Annotated in this window: 15 protein-coding genes, 1 tRNA gene and 1 pseudogene; 10 read left to right on the forward strand and 7 right to left on the reverse strand. The window is 62.6% G+C overall.

Annotated features, from left to right (window positions below):
- The first annotated feature begins 596 nt into the window (after nt 1-596).
- Genes IG98_RS0103175 through IG98_RS54165 form a run of 6 tightly spaced genes read left to right on the forward strand, consistent with a single transcriptional unit; the run spans nt 597 to nt 3,360 of the window.
- Entirely contained in the window at nt 597-1,031 is a 435-nt protein-coding gene (locus tag IG98_RS0103175) for an SRPBCC domain-containing protein (RefSeq protein WP_245651384.1), read from the forward strand.
- The gene (locus tag IG98_RS0103180) at nt 1,028-1,366 is read left to right on the forward strand and encodes an ArsR/SmtB family transcription factor (protein WP_030905127.1); all 339 of its coding nucleotides are present in this window, start codon (nt 1,028-1,030) and stop codon (nt 1,364-1,366) included. Before IG98_RS0103175 ends, IG98_RS0103180 begins: the two co-directional genes overlap by 4 nt.
- 46 nt (nt 1,367-1,412) lie before the next feature.
- The gene (locus IG98_RS48330) at nt 1,413-1,559 is read left to right on the forward strand and encodes a hypothetical protein (protein WP_211263866.1); all 147 of its coding nucleotides are present in this window, start codon (nt 1,413-1,415) and stop codon (nt 1,557-1,559) included.
- Nucleotides 1,560-1,612: 53 nt separating this feature from the next.
- Complete coding sequence (locus tag IG98_RS0103190; RefSeq protein ID WP_030905130.1) at nt 1,613-2,425, forward strand: SDR family NAD(P)-dependent oxidoreductase; 813 nt, start codon at nt 1,613-1,615, stop codon at nt 2,423-2,425.
- Nucleotides 2,426-2,432: 7 nt separating this feature from the next.
- Nucleotides 2,433-2,762, forward strand: a complete 330-nt coding sequence (locus IG98_RS54160) for an isocitrate lyase/phosphoenolpyruvate mutase family protein (RefSeq protein ID WP_051751439.1) — start codon at nt 2,433-2,435, stop codon at nt 2,760-2,762.
- A gap of 34 nt (nt 2,763-2,796) precedes the next feature.
- Complete coding sequence (locus IG98_RS54165; RefSeq protein ID WP_281178425.1) at nt 2,797-3,360, forward strand: isocitrate lyase/phosphoenolpyruvate mutase family protein; 564 nt, start codon at nt 2,797-2,799, stop codon at nt 3,358-3,360.
- Between the two features lie 62 nt (nt 3,361-3,422).
- Here IG98_RS54165 and IG98_RS0103200 read toward each other — a convergent pair whose 3' ends face one another.
- The 5 genes from IG98_RS0103200 to IG98_RS0103215 all read right to left on the reverse strand — a co-directional run bounded on the left by IG98_RS0103200 (nt 3,423) and on the right by IG98_RS0103215 (nt 8,571).
- The gene (locus tag IG98_RS0103200) at nt 3,423-3,872 is read right to left on the reverse strand and encodes a hypothetical protein (RefSeq protein ID WP_030905133.1); all 450 of its coding nucleotides are present in this window, start codon (nt 3,870-3,872) and stop codon (nt 3,423-3,425) included.
- A gap of 182 nt (nt 3,873-4,054) precedes the next feature.
- A tRNA-Phe gene (locus tag IG98_RS50085) sits at nt 4,055-4,115 on the reverse strand.
- Nucleotides 4,116-4,277: 162 nt separating this feature from the next.
- Nucleotides 4,278-5,069 carry a type I restriction enzyme HsdR N-terminal domain-containing protein gene (locus IG98_RS0103205; RefSeq protein ID WP_169750054.1) on the reverse strand — a complete coding sequence of 264 codons (792 nt, stop codon included), beginning with the start codon at nt 5,067-5,069 and terminating at the stop codon, nt 4,278-4,280.
- A 1,193-nt stretch (nt 5,070-6,262) separates the two neighbouring features.
- Nucleotides 6,263-7,630, reverse strand: a complete 1,368-nt coding sequence (locus tag IG98_RS0103210) for an ApeA N-terminal domain 1-containing protein (RefSeq protein ID WP_030905138.1) — start codon at nt 7,628-7,630, stop codon at nt 6,263-6,265.
- Between the two features lie 200 nt (nt 7,631-7,830).
- A complete protein-coding gene (locus tag IG98_RS0103215) occupies nt 7,831-8,571 on the reverse strand; it encodes an HAD family hydrolase (protein WP_084195131.1) in 741 nt (246 codons plus the stop codon).
- A 238-nt stretch (nt 8,572-8,809) separates the two neighbouring features.
- Here IG98_RS0103215 and IG98_RS50090 point away from each other — a divergent pair, with 238 nt between their 5' ends.
- Both IG98_RS50090 and IG98_RS0103220 read left to right on the forward strand, forming a co-directional pair.
- Nucleotides 8,810-9,835 carry a DeoR family transcriptional regulator gene (locus IG98_RS50090; RefSeq protein ID WP_169750055.1) on the forward strand — a complete coding sequence of 342 codons (1,026 nt, stop codon included), beginning with the start codon at nt 8,810-8,812 and terminating at the stop codon, nt 9,833-9,835.
- A 363-nt stretch (nt 9,836-10,198) separates the two neighbouring features.
- Nucleotides 10,199-11,572, forward strand: a pseudogene (locus IG98_RS0103220) (IS481 family transposase); the annotation flags it as partial.
- A gap of 568 nt (nt 11,573-12,140) precedes the next feature.
- Here IG98_RS0103220 and IG98_RS0103225 read toward each other — a convergent pair.
- Together IG98_RS0103225 and IG98_RS0103230 are read right to left on the reverse strand one after the other, a co-directional pair.
- The gene (locus IG98_RS0103225) at nt 12,141-12,395 is read right to left on the reverse strand and encodes a hypothetical protein (RefSeq protein ID WP_157594125.1); all 255 of its coding nucleotides are present in this window, start codon (nt 12,393-12,395) and stop codon (nt 12,141-12,143) included.
- Nucleotides 12,396-12,609: 214 nt separating this feature from the next.
- Nucleotides 12,610-13,014, reverse strand: coding sequence for an ATP-binding protein (locus IG98_RS0103230; protein ID WP_063766161.1), 405 nt, complete (start codon nt 13,012-13,014; stop codon nt 12,610-12,612).
- Nucleotides 13,015-13,169: 155 nt separating this feature from the next.
- On the opposite strand from IG98_RS0103230, the gene IG98_RS0103235 reads away from it, so the two are divergent.
- On the forward strand, nt 13,170-13,478 hold the full coding sequence (locus tag IG98_RS0103235) for a putative quinol monooxygenase (RefSeq protein WP_030905153.1): 309 nt from the start codon (nt 13,170-13,172) through the stop codon (nt 13,476-13,478).
- Nucleotides 13,475-14,677, forward strand: a complete 1,203-nt coding sequence (locus IG98_RS0103240; RefSeq protein ID WP_030905155.1) for a helix-turn-helix domain-containing protein — start codon at nt 13,475-13,477, stop codon at nt 14,675-14,677. Before IG98_RS0103235 ends, IG98_RS0103240 begins: the two co-directional genes overlap by 4 nt.
- The last annotated feature ends 263 nt before the right edge of the window (nt 14,678-14,940 follow it).

Raw genomic sequence — 14,940 nt, forward strand, 5'->3', positions numbered from 1 at the left:
CGCGGCTTCCTCCAGGTCTGTGTCCGCAGATGCCTGAATCACGGTACTCATCAGGTGTATCTCCTTGATCAGGAGTTACACCGAAAACCGTACAGTCCCAGCCATGGGTGAACAGGGCCGCGGTGACCACGACCAGACGTCGGCGCTCCACGTGAGAAAGATCCACCACCCCACCATTCCCTGAACCGATTCGAGTCGGCTCCCGCAATCCACAGATGATCGACCGCTGCCACTTTTGTAGATGAGCTCGCCGCCACTCTCACAGCCGTTCTCGGGGTCGTGGATCCAGCCTCATGTGTCACCGGTCGACCGATCGAGTTTCCACACCGTGCCGCTGCGCCTCGAGAGAGGGTCGGCGATCTCTCGGATAGCCGGGCGGTCCAAGTCGGCGCGGTGGAGCGCCCGGGCATGTTCTGATCCCTACGGCTCATCGCAAGGCGCCTGTCAATCGAGGGTCGCCGTCGCCTGGTCAAGCGCTCCCCTGCGTCGACCTCACGGTCTTTACGCAACATGAGGTTGCGGATCGCTGACGCGGCCGCTAGAGTCACGCGCAACCGATGGTTGCCTATTGGAGGGCCATAGTGGAGTTCGGAAAGTTGGAACGCGAGATCCGCATCGACGCGGCACCGGAGATCGTGTTCGATGTGGTGAGTCGTCCTGAGCACATCAAGATGTGGTGGTCCGATGACGCGTCGTTCGAGCCCGCGCCAGGCGCGGTCGGCGAACTGGTGTGGGACGACCGCGCCGTGGTCGAATCGATCACGGTGGTCGACGTGGATCCGCCCCGCAGGTTCGCGATCCGCTGGATCGCTCCTGATGGTCAGCTGCCCGATGCGGACAACTCCCTCCTGATCACCTTCGAGCTCGAACCCTCCGGTGACGGCACGATTCTGCGCCTGACCGAGAGCGGCTGGCGGGAGAAGGGCTGGGAAGCCGCTGTGCTCGAGGAGGCCTTCCACGACCACGAGCGCGGCTGGGACATGTTCCTGCCCAGACTGCAGAGCTACGCCCCTTCCGTGGTGGCGCAATGACCGTCGCCGTCGACGACGAACTCTGGTCGGCGATCGGCGACCCGATCAGACGCCGCCTGCTCGACTTGCTGCTCGCGGAAGGAGTCGGTACGCCGACCAGCCTGAGCGATCGTCTCCCGATCTCGCGCCAAGCGGTCACCAAGCACCTGGGCGTCCTCGATCGCGCAGGCCTCGTACACGCGACACCGATGGGCCGCGAGCGGCGCTACGAAGTTGACGAGGCGCAGCTCGCCCGCGCCGTACGGCAACTGAACGAAGTCGGCAAGACCTGGGATACGCGGCTGAACCGCATCAAGCGCATCGCGGAACAGATCCAGCGTCAGAAACACAACTGACCAACAGGTCAACATAGGCATCGCGTCGGCCTCGTATGCCGGTGGCGTGGCGATCGGCACCTTCGCCGCCTCATCCGCGGTGATCACCGGTCTGATCATCGCGGTGATCTCCATCCCGCTCGCCTGGGCAGCCAGCTTCCTGAAGCCTCCGATATTCGCGGACGCGGCAGAACTCGCAGCGGCGACGGTGTGACCATCGAGCCTGTGTAGTCGTTCGGAAGAATCAATCACCTTTGGAGGACACATATGAGTGGATTGCTGCTCGGCGATAAGAACGCTGTGATCTATGGAGGCGGGGGCGCTATCGGCGGCGCCATCGCACGGGTATTCGCCCGGGAAGGCGCGAGAGTGTTCATCGCCGGACGGACACAGGAGAAGCTGGACGCTGTGGCGCGTGATATCGCCGCCACGGGCGGAACAGTCGAGACCGCGCAAGTTGACGTCCTCGATCAACAGGCGGTCGAAAAGCACGCCGACGCGATCGCGGCGACGGCCGGCGGCATCGACATCGCCCTCAACGCCGTGAGTGTCATGCACGACCAGGGGACTTTGCTGGCGGACCTCTCGCTGGAGGAGTTCATGCGGCCGATTGACGGCTTTCTCCGGACGCTGTTCATCACGAGCAAGGCTGTGGCACGGCACATGGGTCGCGAGCGTCCCGGCGTCATCCTGACGTTGTCCGAGCCGGGTTCCAAACTGGCTGTAGGCGGCATCTTGGGGCACAGCGTGAGCTCGGCCGGTAAGGAGGCCTTCTCGCGGGTTCTGGCCGCGGAGTTGGCGCCCAGCAACATCCGGGTGATCGGCATCCGTCCACACGCTGTCGTCGATGCGCCGGCAGCGGGTTCCTACACCAAGGACCTCTTCAAGCAAACCGCGGCAGCGGCCGGGCAGTCGGTCCGGGAATTGCTCGAAGGCGGGGGGATGGCGCAGGGGACGCTTCTGAAGAGGCTGCCTACGCTGTCTGAAATCGCAGAGACGGCCGCGTTCCTGGCTTCAGATCGAGCTGGAGCCATGACCGGAACAATCGTCAATCTGTCCGCAGGCGCGCTTGTCGACTGAGACCGCTATGGCCGATCAGGCCGACAAGGCCGAGCTACTTCGCTCCCTGCACATCCCGGGCGCTCCGCTGGTGCTGCCGAACGCCTGGGACGTAGACAGCGCCCGCGCCGTCGTCGACGTAGGCTTCCCGGTGGTCGCGACCGCGAGCAACGCGATCGCCGCCGCTCTGGGCCACGACGACGGTGAAGGTGCCCCGAGCGAGGAGATGAGGTTCGTCGCCCAACGCATCGCAGCCTCTGTCGACGTGCCGGTCACCGTCGACGCCGAGGCCGGCTACGGGATGGCGCCGGAGGAACTGGTCGAACTGCTGAGCCGGGATCGGAGCCGTCGGCTGTAACATCGAGGACAGTGATCACGCCAACGGCGGCCTGATCGACGTCGATGTCCGCGCCGTCTACATCGCGCAGATGCGCGCAGCCGCCGACCGTCTCAGGGTACCGCTGGTCATCAATGCCCGGATCGACTCCTTCTTCCCCACCTCGCCTCTACCCGAGAATCAGAAGCGTGCCGATGCGATCAGCAGGGCTGAGGCGTACTGGTCGGCTGGCGCTGATTGTGTGTTCCCTCCCGGAACCGGGCCGGACGACCTCCGGGCCATCGTCGCCGAGGTCGGCGCGCCGGTGAACGCCGGTCTTCCGCTGAAACGCGGGTCGTTGGACGTGTCTATCCCCTCCCGCCGCGGTACACCTATGGAGCCAGATAACCTGCGACGGAGCTGGGCAGAGATTCGCACCGCGGCCGGACTCGGAGCCGTACGGCTTCACGACCTCCGGCACACCTGCGTCAGCCTGCTCCTCGACTTGGGCGTGCCTCCGCACATCGTCCGGGAGATCGTCGGACACTCCGACATCGAGGTGACCATGACGATCTACGCACACGCCTCCCTCGGCGACAAGCGCGCAGCTCTCGGCAGGCTCGGGGACGCTCTCGGCTGATAGAGATCTCGATCGAAACGCCTCGGGCATAATGCTCCGAGGCGTTCCGTTTTCCCGCTCGGTCAATCCCCGGTAACCCCCCAGAACACGATCTCACTCGGTCGCCGCTGCTTGTCATACAAGACGGTGTAACAAGCGTGGCCACGCTCCTCAATCACGCCGTGCACCTCATCATGCGCTCTGTCGAAGTCGACACGCGTCGGCTGCGATGTGCCGAACAATCTGGTTATCTCCTCCCAGGTGAGTGGCCTGGCTGCGCAAACCCTGGGCTCTTCGCCCTCGCCCAGGATCTCGAAGACGTCCAGCACCGAATGAGTGAACGAATGCCGCACGCCCTCGTCCTGCCATAGCTCCTCCACCGTGGGAGGCCGAGGCCGCTCAGGAGTTCCCCAGCGCCCGTCGTAAAGCCAGAAGTAGTCGCGTTCCCCAAAGGCGCGTTCGTGAGCAGCCGCAAGCGCAGCCGACAAGTCCTGTTGATACGGGGTGCAGTAGTCCCACGCTGAACTGCCCACGACTCTTCCTCTCAGCCGACGGCGCAACTGCCCTGAAGTACGAAGGACGCTACCGGTTGATACCGACAAAGAGATCAGTCGCACGGTGTCCATGGACACGTTGTCGTCAGCGTTGTCGTCAAACAGAACCAAGAACGCCCCGGCCGTGATCGGCTCGGGGCGTTTGTGCTGCTCAGTTGCTGTGGTCAGGGGCGGGGTCGAACCGCCGACCTTCCGCTTTTCAGGCGGACCAATCACGCTGGTGAGGTAGCGGAGACCGTGGTCAGAGGGTGGTGGACGGTGGCCGAGGTGTGGCCGTGTGTGGGGCCGTTGCTGTCAGCGCTGCTGTCACCTGAACAGCCGACAGTCGGTGGAGCGTCCCAAACAGGCCAAGCCATTCGGGACGTTCATTCGAGGTACCTGCGGTTAGGGCAAGATCTCCGCTCGCAGCACTTCGTCACGCAAGGCACGGTGAACCTCAGCAGAGTCGGCGTTGTAGCTCGTCTGGCGTCGAAGCTCCTTGCGCACCGCATCGACCACGACTTCCGACAAAAGCACCTGCGCCAAGGACTTCGGCGACGTCGCGGCGCGCGCCCTCCACAGGTCATCCATCAACCGGCGCTTGAACGACTCCTTGGTCAGGTAGAAGAGCCCATCAACCTTGGTCGCCAAGCTGGCGTCTCCAAGAAGGTCGACCTCAAGGGCGAGATCGATGACCACGGGAAGGCCGGCGGTCATGTGGTACGCCTGCCAGACTTGTCCGTTGGACAGGATCATCCACTCAACACCCTCGTTGACGGCGTACATCTGCACCTGGCGCAGGTGCTTGGTGTTGAGCTTCTGGCTGCACCTCTTCACCTCGATGAAGGCGACCAACTGCTTGTCGATGCGAATGCCGTAATCAGCGAACTCGCCTTTGACCTGGTACTCGGTGGTGAGATCCTCGTACTTGTCGTAGCCCAGCCCTTCGCACAGGAAGTCTGTGATCAGAAGCCGCGTGTCTCCTTCGTTGGCATCACGAGCCACCAGATCGGCCAGCGGCTTGGAGTAGCGGCGCACGGCCGTTCGGACTCGGTCTCGCGCGTCGGTCTCCCACTTGGGAACTGCCCGCCCAGCGGGAGGCTTCTTGCCACCGGAGCTGTCGGTCTTTTTCGCGGTACCGGGAGGGTTGGAGACTTGCTCTTCACCGACGATCACCTGTGCCGACTGCTCACTCATGCGCTCACCTGCAGGTCTAGTAGGGACAAGCAGGTTATTCATCCAAGATAGATCAACTCATCCCGCAATTTTCAATCGATACACAAACGAATCCTTCCGCTACGCAGCGAATCCCTAAACATGAACAACTTCTCAAGACGGACAAAAGTGTCATTTAGGCTTAAATTACACTAAATGCTCACCTTGTCTACACGCCAGTTAGACATTACGGAACGCCCCAAAAGCATATTTTGTCCTATCTAGTAGCGATCACCGATGCCCCAAAAGGAGGTGCCAGGTCCCGCACCGTCACGTCTTCCGTTTCTTAGAATCTCCGCCCCCTCGCGTAAGAAACGCTTTGGGGCACCTCCACTTGCCAAAATCCCTCCCGAATGGGCACACTAGTCGAGCCGAAAGGAGGTGTGATCAGATGGGAAATGGATACGGCACTTGCATTTACTGCCAAAATAACCAGCACGAGACGTGCAATGAAAACCGATGCTCCTGCGCCGACCGCAACCACGTGTGATTTATGGCAAGTTCCCCGATCCGTGCCGGACCAGGGAACTTGCTATCAAAGATGTAAGCCGGAGTGACACACTGAGCCTTCTTAAGGCGTCATTTCCTGACGCGGTATCCGGGACAGCGATAGTCCGAAGATCGCACACAGCAGGGTATTTGTGCTTTCAAGCCCCGAATGTTCCGGACGGTTGCCATCTCTCTGCGGCTTACACCTCTTCATTACGAGTTAGAACACGATCGTCCAGGACCGCCCACAGCCGTCTTCCGGGCCTGCTCGGGCGGCCTCTGTGGAGTCCTTCAGTCCACGGTCGTCCAGAGATGTCCAGACCTGTTGTTAGCATCCGCGTTAGCAAGATCGGCACTCACGTTACACTCGACCTCCGAACCGCTCACCGAGCTGCGTGGAACCTCTCCATCGTCTGGAGTACATCTCTAACGATGGAGTTCACGTTGTATTCCTGGTCCGACCATGTCCCCAGTCGATCCAGACCATACAGAGATTGGCGGCCCTCGCTAAGGGCGGGATGGCGCCTGGGCTGAGCGCTTGCGTGGGAACGTTACTATCACCGCTCCTGCATCCGGGCTTCTATTCGCAGGAGCCCGGCATCTAGGTGTCCCCGTCAAGCTTCAGCTGATGAGCTCTCGCGTCGAGAACACGACACGGCTTCCGCAGTGACGGTCAACACGTTGCCTCACAGGGCAGCTCGAATCTTCGGTCCGAGCCATTCGAATTCGGAGTGTTTCTCGATCCGGTCGAAGACTTCTTCCGGTGCCTCGGCATCTCGCAGCATGCACAAGATGAAGAGCCAGTACAGCGAATTGGACAGGAAGAGCTGTGCCGAGGGGGTCTGCTTCACACGCGTGCCGAGGTGGTGAGCGATGTCGTCACGATCCTTTCTGATCGCCTCCGCCCACGCGTCCACGTCTCCGACGAGTCCGACAAAAAGATTTCCCGCCAAGTCGGTGCATCGCGCAAGCCGGGTCTTGAACTTGCTCTGCGAGTGTCCAAACTTCGTGCGGTCGAAGGCTTCCAAGGCAGCCGCACGGTTGAGCAGGCGATCAGAGACGAACATGCTCTTCGCGTACTTGCTGGCCATTACCCTCCCGAGCGCTCCTCGGTGGTGGCTGGCACTCTCCAGCCACCGGCCAACACCATCGATGCCACCGAAATCGGTGTAGGTGAAGAACATCTCGTGGTGAGACAGCTTTCCGGGAGTCTTGCTCTTGTCCTTGGAGTTCCATGGCGCGAAGAACTCGATCGGCTCCCTGTGCCGGCGGTCCCCGCCCTCCCAGACCACGTCGGGATGCCAGAACCGCATACCATCGAACTCCGCCGTACGGCCTGTTGCAATGGAAACCAGGTCCTGCAGGTCACTAGCGCGCTCCACGAGTTCCGGAACAGGGCGGAGCGACGACGTGTCGAGGCGGAAGAAAAACTTCTGCGAAAGCCCCCGCGCGGTGATCCGGTCACCGTCGACAGTGACCGAGTGCTCTAACCGCAGTGTGTCACCGCCCGGCAGGGCAACGACAGCGTCATCCAGCGCCCGAGCCTCCAGCGTGATGCTCGGAACATCCGGCGGAAGATCAGTGGCCGGGAACGCCTGCGTCTCCTTGATCCCGCTGTCACAGATCCAGTGGGTGAGGTAGCGCAACTCCACCGACACACCATCCGCGGCCAGAGCCTCGTCCTTCCCGAAGTACGCACCCTGGAAGATCTGGTTAACGTGGACAGTCTCCGTTCCGCCCCCGCTGAGAAGGTGTCGGGTCGTGCGGGAGCGGAAGCAATCTTCCAGCGTGTATTGCTTGCCATCTGCCAGCCCATGGATACGCGGGTAGGTTCCGTCCCTCTCGATCGTGTCCTTGGAGAAGGCGACAACTGTCGTGTCGTCCGGCCGCTGCGAGTGGTCCCCTTCCTCAAACATCGAGCGGAAGGTCCCGATCAATCGCAGTTCCGCACCAGAGTCCAAATCGAAGCGCAGCCTTCCGGCCACCCTCCGGTCTTCGTATCCAGGCAGCCACCATTCGCCCTCAGCGTCGAAGGCACGGGGGGAGTCGCTCAAAGGTTGTCCTTCCTTGGAGGGTGATCGACTGGTCGGGACATTAGTACACCGAGCGGCGGGTCGAGCAGGATCAAGTACGGCTTGCGCCCGTCGATGGCATCCCGCTCTCAGATCTCCAGGATCAGCCGCTTGGTGCGGTACTCGCCATACTTGGCCTCGTTCTTCCTCGGGGCCTAGTTAGGCACTCTTTGCAGAGTCCTTCAGTCCATGGTCGTCCTGGACCGTCCAGATCTGTTGTTAGCATCCTCATCAGCAAGATCAGTATCCGCGTTGCCCGGCCGTCCAGGCCGATCACCTTCCGTTCGGAGGATCTCCATCGCTTGGAGCACGTCAGTGACGACATGATCCGCGCCATACTCGTGGTCCGGCCACATACCCCGGTCGATCCACACTGTACGGAGACCGGCCGCCTGTCCCCCACTTATGTCGGCAACGGGGTGGTCTCCGACCATCCATCCCCCGCCTTCTAGGGGCACACCACAGCGCTGGGCCGCGACCTCGAACAACCCGACGTCGGGCTTACGGATACCTTCGAGCCCTGAAAGCGCGTAGGCGTCGACGACCTCGGCCAGTCCCGTCCGCTGGATCTTCCCGAGTTGGTTGTCCGCGGTGCCGTTGGTGACAATCGCCACCTTCCAGCCGGACGCGCGGAGTCGAGACAACTCGTACCTCACTTCGGGTCGACAGCGAACGAGGTACGGCATGCGCTGGCGATAGCGGCTCCACAGATCGTCAACCGACTCGGGCAGAGTGAAGCGGTCACGGACCTTAGTGAAGAAAACCTCACGGTGCGGATAGCCAGCCCGGTCGAGAGAGAGCAACCAGTCAGCCGCCTCGCTCTCCAAGTCGTGTTCCTCGACGAACTCCTTGGCCCATACCTGGAATGCCTCGTCCAGGTTGACGAGCGTGTTGTCCAGGTCGAAGAGCGCGAGTCGCTGCACGGCTGCCACCTTACTCGTGAGCGTTCCCCTGGCTGTGTACGCCTGGACGACGAGATCATGAAGCCATTCGATGGCAAGTGGACCCGTACCGCAGGGCCGTCAGGCCCGAGGAACGGAAGCCGCGCGGCAGACAAAAAGTCGTACAACGTCCCAAAAGGCTCATTTTATGCGACATGGAAAATGTCGGTGGAATCTGGCAGGATCCAGGGGAGGAAGTAGGACAAACCGAGGGGCACGAATGGCAGAGTCCGAAGAGCACAAGTTTCTCTCAGATAAAACAATAACGCTATTAGAAGAACTTTCGCATACCAAATTATACGGCTTCAAGGAAAGCGAGCGAAAAAAGTTTGACTTTACATGTGAACTAGTGCGCGACTGGTCTCGACTGGTTAGCGGGCAGACCCTTTGGAAGCACACCGAGGGAATAGACAAAGACCTTCGAACTCTTCTTTCGGACGGAGATTCAAAGATCACTCTATACATAGCTCGCGATACGATTCAAAATCGCCGAACAGTATGGGAGATAGTGGAAGATACCAAGAAAACCCCTCTTAAAGAGCGACTCTCTCGCCTTCGAGTTATCTGGATAACCCCCACTTTCGATGCCGACCAAGAGGTTGATCGAGATACAGTGACCAATATCCTTAAGGAGAGGTTAACCAACGACATAATCATAGCCACAGTTCTAGGAGGAATTTCCGAGAGAGATGTGGAAAGATTTTTCCCCTTAGGAGGAATGATCGGAATCAATCTGGCAATAGCTGAATCCATAGCACGCCAAGGATTCATCAATATGACTAACCTCGCCGAGAGGCTATCCCTGTCTCCCACTACTATTCGCGGTCGCGTCCACATTCTTGCGGCTTCAGGAGTGCTGGATAAACCGAATAGAGGGGCGCAGATGTACCGCGTCTCAACAAAAGGGCGGGTACTTCTGGACCTCTGCCGCGAACTGGCCAATGCGGTGCAGGCGGGGAATCCATTGACGCTTGAGCTTATTTATTTAATGGAGCTTCTCGGGCTCGAATATGTCGAAGGAGAGGTGACAGAGGAGTGGCTCATGAGCAGAGCTGAAAACCCCTTTAAGCCACTCAGCCCAGAAGAGCTTTTCAAAAGAATGGCCTTTCAAATCCTGCATGCCACAGAAAATTTCGGCATCACGTGGCAAAAACCGTTTTTTAATGAGAGTGCTCCGGCGTCGCCTGCAGCAAATTACGGGTGGTCACTTCCGAAGGAAATCCAGGCCGAAGAATGGAGTCTCTAGGTTTAGGCCCCCTCTTCCGCGCGGCTCGCTTCGCACGTTTCCCGAGCCTCCTAGGGATTACGCTTCGCGTCTCCTCTGCGGTCCACCTGGTCGTCAAGCGCGTGGGCGGTGCTGGCCGCGACCGGCCGAAGAGCCGCAGCGCGGCCAGTGACCGCCCGACGCGCGCAGGCCGCCGCAGGCGGACTGCCTTGAAGACGTAGAGAAAGTTCTCATCCGGAGTAGGCGAACCCTGTGTGTGTTGTCCCGGGAGATGCTTGACACCTCTGTCCCAGGACATGTTTGACGGGTGCCGTTATCGGCCGATCTTTCGTGCGTCGTTTGCGGGTGTCGCGCGTCAGGAGGCCGGGATTGGCTCTGGTGGATATGTCCGTTGTCGAGCAGCGGTATCGGGCGGTGCTGGCGGTGCTGGCCGGCGGTTCGGTGACCGAGGTCGCGCGCGAGGTGGGGGTAGCCCGCCAGACGTTGTCGGGGTGGGTGTCGCGGTATCGGGAGTCGGGTCTGGGCGGGCTGGTGGATCGCTCGCGGCGGCCGCGTTCGTCTCCGACGCAGATGGGAGCGGAGGTGGAGGTGCTGGTGTGTGAGTTGCGGCGCCAGCATCCGCGGTGGGGTCCGGTCCGGCTGGCGCACGAGGTCAGCCGACGTGGGGTGGGGCCGGCGCCGTCGCGGATGGGGGTGTATCGGGCGTTGGTGCGTCATGGGCTGATCGAGCCGGGGGCGGGGCGGCGTAAGCGGGTCTTTCGGCGCTGGCAGCGTGAGGCGTCGATGGAGTTATGGCAGATGGACATCATCGGCGGGGTGTTTTTGGCCGATGGCCGGGAGGTCAAGGTGGTCACCGGCATCGATGACCATTCGCGGTATTGCGTGATCGCTAAGGCGGTGGTGCGGGCCACCGGCCGGGCGGTCTGTGTGGCCTTCGCCGAGGCGTTGCAGGCGTTCGGGGCGCCGGGTGAGGTGCTGACCGACAATGGCAAGCAGTTCACCGCGCGGTTCGGTCATGGCGGTGAGGTGCTGTTCGATCGGATCTGCCGGGACAACGCCATCGTGCATCGGCTCACCCAGCCGCGCTCGCCGACGACCACCGGCAAGGTCGAGCGGTTTCATCTGAGCCTGCGTCGCGAGCTGCTGGAGGAGGCCGGTCCGTTTGAGGACCTGGTCGCCGTGCAGGCGGCGCTGGATGCCTGGGTGGCCCATTACAACACCGTCAGGCCGCATCAGAGCCTGGACATGGCGGTCCCGGCGGACAGGTTCACGCCGGTGGGTGCGGCCGAGCGGGAGCTGCTGCCGCTGCGCCTGCCGGCGGTTTTGTCCGTGCAGCCGGATCCGGCACCCGTCGCTGGTGAGGCGGTTGGCGAGGTCGCACCTGGAGTGCCGGTGCAGGGCCACAAAAGCAGCGACGAGGGCAAGGGGATGGCCGGGCGGTCGACGACGGATGCGGCGCCCGTTTTCAGGGCGGGCGGGCCGATCGAGTTCGATCGGGTGGTGCCGGCCAGCGGCAATCTGGGGGTGGCGGGTAAGCAGTTTTGGCTTGGGCCGGCCCGCGCCGGTCAGGTGATCACCTTGTGGGCGGATGTGGATGTGATTCATCTGCTGGTCGGTGGGGTGCGGCTGAAGAGCCTGCGCTCGCACTTGTCGACCAACGATCTGGCCAGGCTGTTGGCTCGTGGTGGCCGCCCGGCTGGGCCGTCGCCGCTGCCGGTGGCCGAAGACGATGCGGTGGTGGAGGTGGAGCGGACGGTGAACAAGTACGGCATGGTCAGCCTGGCCGGCCGTTACCTGCTGGCCGCTGAGATCTTGGGCGGGCGTCGGGTCACGATCCGGATCGAGGAGAACACGTTGATGTTCCTGGACCCCGACACCCGCCAGTTGCTGCGTACTCGGCCCAATCCGCTGATCTGGGCCAAGTGCTTGCTGTTGCGTGGTGCTCGTCCGGCTGGGCCGTCGCCGACTCCCGCGCGGTCGCCGATCACGGTGCAGCGCCGCGCCAGTTCCTGCGGGGTGATCGTGGTCGCCCGCCAGAGCGTCTCGCTCGGTCGCCTGCATGCCGGCCAGGTCGTCACCGTGCACGTCAGTGACAGCACGCTCACCATCGACTTGGACGAAGGCCCGCGCACGGTGCATCGCACCACCGACCTACCGGTCCGCAACGTCAAAGCTGCCCGGCCCCGCAAGGCCTCCTATGTTTCCTAGATCACCTGTCGTCCATGTCCTGGGACGGATCCGTCAGTCATCTCCTGGGACTGGACAGCAGGCGGGCTCTGATGATCTTGAACGCATAGCGACTGTCATGATGCCCTCACCTGGTGCTTCACAGGTTGCCGCTGAGCGGGTCGCCGTGGTCGTGGGTCAAGCCAACGAACACTAGGGCTACTTCGATCTCGCCGATACGCCGTGGCCCCAACCCCCAGATCTGATCGAGCTGGCGCGTGCGCAACAGCGTAATCACGTCTGCGACCGTATCGGGCCGGTCGACCGAAGCGCCGCAGGCTTGGGTGAGCGGATTGTAGGCCCTGGCGGACAGCACGGGCCTGAGGCACTCGATCGGGCAGGCCGGTGTGATCACATGAGAGGTAAGGGTCATCGCCGCGGTTGAGGTCTGGTCATGGGGCGGCGTGACTGAAAGCTCTCAACACGAGTCGCGAGTTCCTCGGCCGTGTCGGCGGTGAGCGTGGTCGTACGGCCTTGGAGGGCGAACCACCGATACGCGAACGGGTTGTAGAGGAACGCCCAGGCGGGGAACCGCTCGCGGAGAGCGTGTAGCGCTGGGGGCGTGGTGCTCATGGAGCGGGCGGGGGTAGTTCGACCCAGACCGTTCGGCCGGCGGCGTCGCCCTTGAATCCCCATGCGGTGGCGAGAGCCGTCACGAGGTAGAGCCCTCGGCCGCCTTCGCGGTTGGGAGTGGGAAGGCCGAATACGGCAGGGCCGCCCTGGTCTGCGATCTCTATGTAGGCGGTGCCGTCGGGGTTGCGCTTGACGGTGGTGGTGAAGAGTCCGCCCGGTTGTCCTGTGCGCGTGTGCTCGACGGCGTTGGTCGCGAGTTCGCTGATGATGAGCTCGGCGTCCAGGTGATCGGGAAGGTGAGCCTTCACGAAGCTACGGGCCGCGCGTACCTGTTCCTTCTCTCCCAGGAAGGTTCGGTGCCATCTTCCAGCGCCTTCACGGCTGTCTGGGGGTGGGGTCATCGTCGGCTCACCTCGCGATCAAGCAGGTCAGGGGCACTCACCATGTGACTGATACTTAAAGTACGAGTACCATACTTATAGTGCAAGCCACTTGAGGTACTTGCGCCGCACAATAAGTACTGATCTCGTAGAGGCTCCGACGAAGGAGGACACCCATGTTCGGTCTGATGGTCCGATTCACCTGTAAGGACGAGGCAACCGCCGAGGCGTTCGATCAGCTGGTCGGCGAGACCATCGAGAAGATCCGCGACGGTGAGCCGGGAACGCTGGTGTACGCCTCGCACCGGGTCGACGGCCAGCCGCTCCAGCGGATCTTCTACGAGCTCTACCGGGACCGCGCGGCCTTCGACACCCACGAGGAGCAGGAGCACACCAAGCGGTTCCTGGGCGCTCGGGAAGAGCTGCTGTCCTCGGTCGAGGTCGACTGGCTGACCCTCCAGAGCGGTAAGGGAACGGCGGGGTGAGCACCGAGTACCAAAGAGCCCTGGGGCGGCGCATCGCCCAGGAACGCAAGCGGCGCGGCCTGTCACAGCCGGAGCTGGCGCGGCTGGTCGATCGGTCGGTGGCGTGGATCTCGCAGGTGGAGCGCGGGGTCCGCAAGGTCGATCGCATGTCGGTCCTGGAGAAGGTCGCCGAGGCGCTCGACATCCCACTGTCGGAACTGGCTGCCGAGGCACCGGTGGTCGCCGCCTCCGCCGAGGAGATTCCGGGAACGGCCGGTCTGCGCCTGGTGCTGTCGGGAGCTCACTCCCTGCGGGCCATGCTGCACTCGGCCCCCGTCCCGGCGACGTCGGAGATCAAGCCGCGGGTCGATCGGGCCTGGGAGCTGACGCACGAGAGCCGGTATGTGGAGCTGGCCGACCTGCTGCGGGGGCTGGTACCTGCGCTGGAGTCCGCTGCTCGATCGGCTCCCGAGGACCGGCGGGCGGAGCTGTTCGAGCTGCTCGCGGTGACCTACCAGGCGTGCTCGGCCGCGCTCGCCAAGCTCGGTGAGCCCGAGGCCGCGTGGATCGCCGCCGATCGGGCGATCGTCGCCGCGGAGCGGGCGGGCAACCCACTGATGATGGCGGCCGGCGCCTTCCGGCTCGGCTTCGTCTTCCTGGGCGCGCGTCACTTCGACCAGGTGGAGGAGACGGCTCGTACAGCCGCCGAGGCTCTATGGTTCTTGGTCGACGAGGGCAAGCCCGAGGCCATGTCGCTGTGGGGTGGACTTACCCTTCAGCGGGCCGTGGCCGCTTCCCGGCTGAACGAGGCGGATACCGCGTACCAGCATCTGGCGCGGGCTCGTGAGGTCGCGGAGCGGCTGGAAGAGGGGCGCAACGATTACAACACCGAGTTCGGTCCGGCCAACGTCGCGCTTCACGAGGTGGCGGTGGCGGTCGAGCTGGGAGACGCCGGTCATGCGCTGCGGGTCGGGACGGCGGTCGACACCTCGCCGCTTTCGAGTGAGCGGCGCGCTCGGCTCCAGATAGACCTTGCTCGCGCTCATGCCCAGCGCCGTCAGGTCGCAGAGGCCGTGTCCGCGCTGCTGGAGGCCGAGTCCATCACACCGGAGCAGATACGGAACCACCGAATCACCTACCAGCTGGTGTCCGATTTGCTGACCATGCAAGACCCGCCCTCGCCTGAGCTGCGGGAACTCGCCGACCGAGTTGGAGTGTAGAAAAAGTACGTGCACTAATACTAAAAGTACTAGCAGGTACTCGCGGTGCGAGGTAGCGTTTGTGTTGACGCTGAAGCTCTCCCCAACAGGAGGTGACAGCCCAACGCAAACGCTCTTCTGCGTTTCAGGGGCAAATAGCGAAAGACCGCTCTCGAAGAGCGGAGACAGGCCACACATGAAAGTGGCCTGAGCGGGAGACCCGCCCAGGCCGGATGCGGTCAGCACCCTAGTTGGCGCTTCGATGCTATCGCGTTCGGTTCTGA

The organism is Streptosporangium amethystogenes (genome assembly GCF_000721075.1).
Classification (GTDB): domain Bacteria; phylum Actinomycetota; class Actinomycetes; order Streptosporangiales; family Streptosporangiaceae; genus Streptosporangium; species Streptosporangium amethystogenes.

Bases quoted from the DNA above. Each gene is read 5' to 3' on its own strand.
- IG98_RS0103180 (WP_030905127.1), top strand. From the start codon at position 1,028: ATGACCGTCGCCGTCGACGACGAACTCTGGTCGGCGATCGGCGACCCG.
- IG98_RS50090 (WP_169750055.1), top strand. From the start codon at position 8,810: ATGGCAGAGTCCGAAGAGCACAAGTTTCTCTCAGATAAAACAATAACG.
- IG98_RS0103230 (WP_063766161.1), bottom strand. From the start codon at position 13,014: ATGACCCCACCCCCAGACAGCCGTGAAGGCGCTGGAAGATGGCACCGA.
- IG98_RS54160 (WP_051751439.1), top strand. From the start codon at position 2,433: ATGGCCGATCAGGCCGACAAGGCCGAGCTACTTCGCTCCCTGCACATC.
- IG98_RS0103235 (WP_030905153.1), top strand. From the start codon at position 13,170: ATGTTCGGTCTGATGGTCCGATTCACCTGTAAGGACGAGGCAACCGCC.
- IG98_RS0103205 (WP_169750054.1), bottom strand. From the start codon at position 5,069: ATGAGTGAGCAGTCGGCACAGGTGATCGTCGGTGAAGAGCAAGTCTCC.
- IG98_RS0103190 (WP_030905130.1), top strand. From the start codon at position 1,613: ATGAGTGGATTGCTGCTCGGCGATAAGAACGCTGTGATCTATGGAGGC.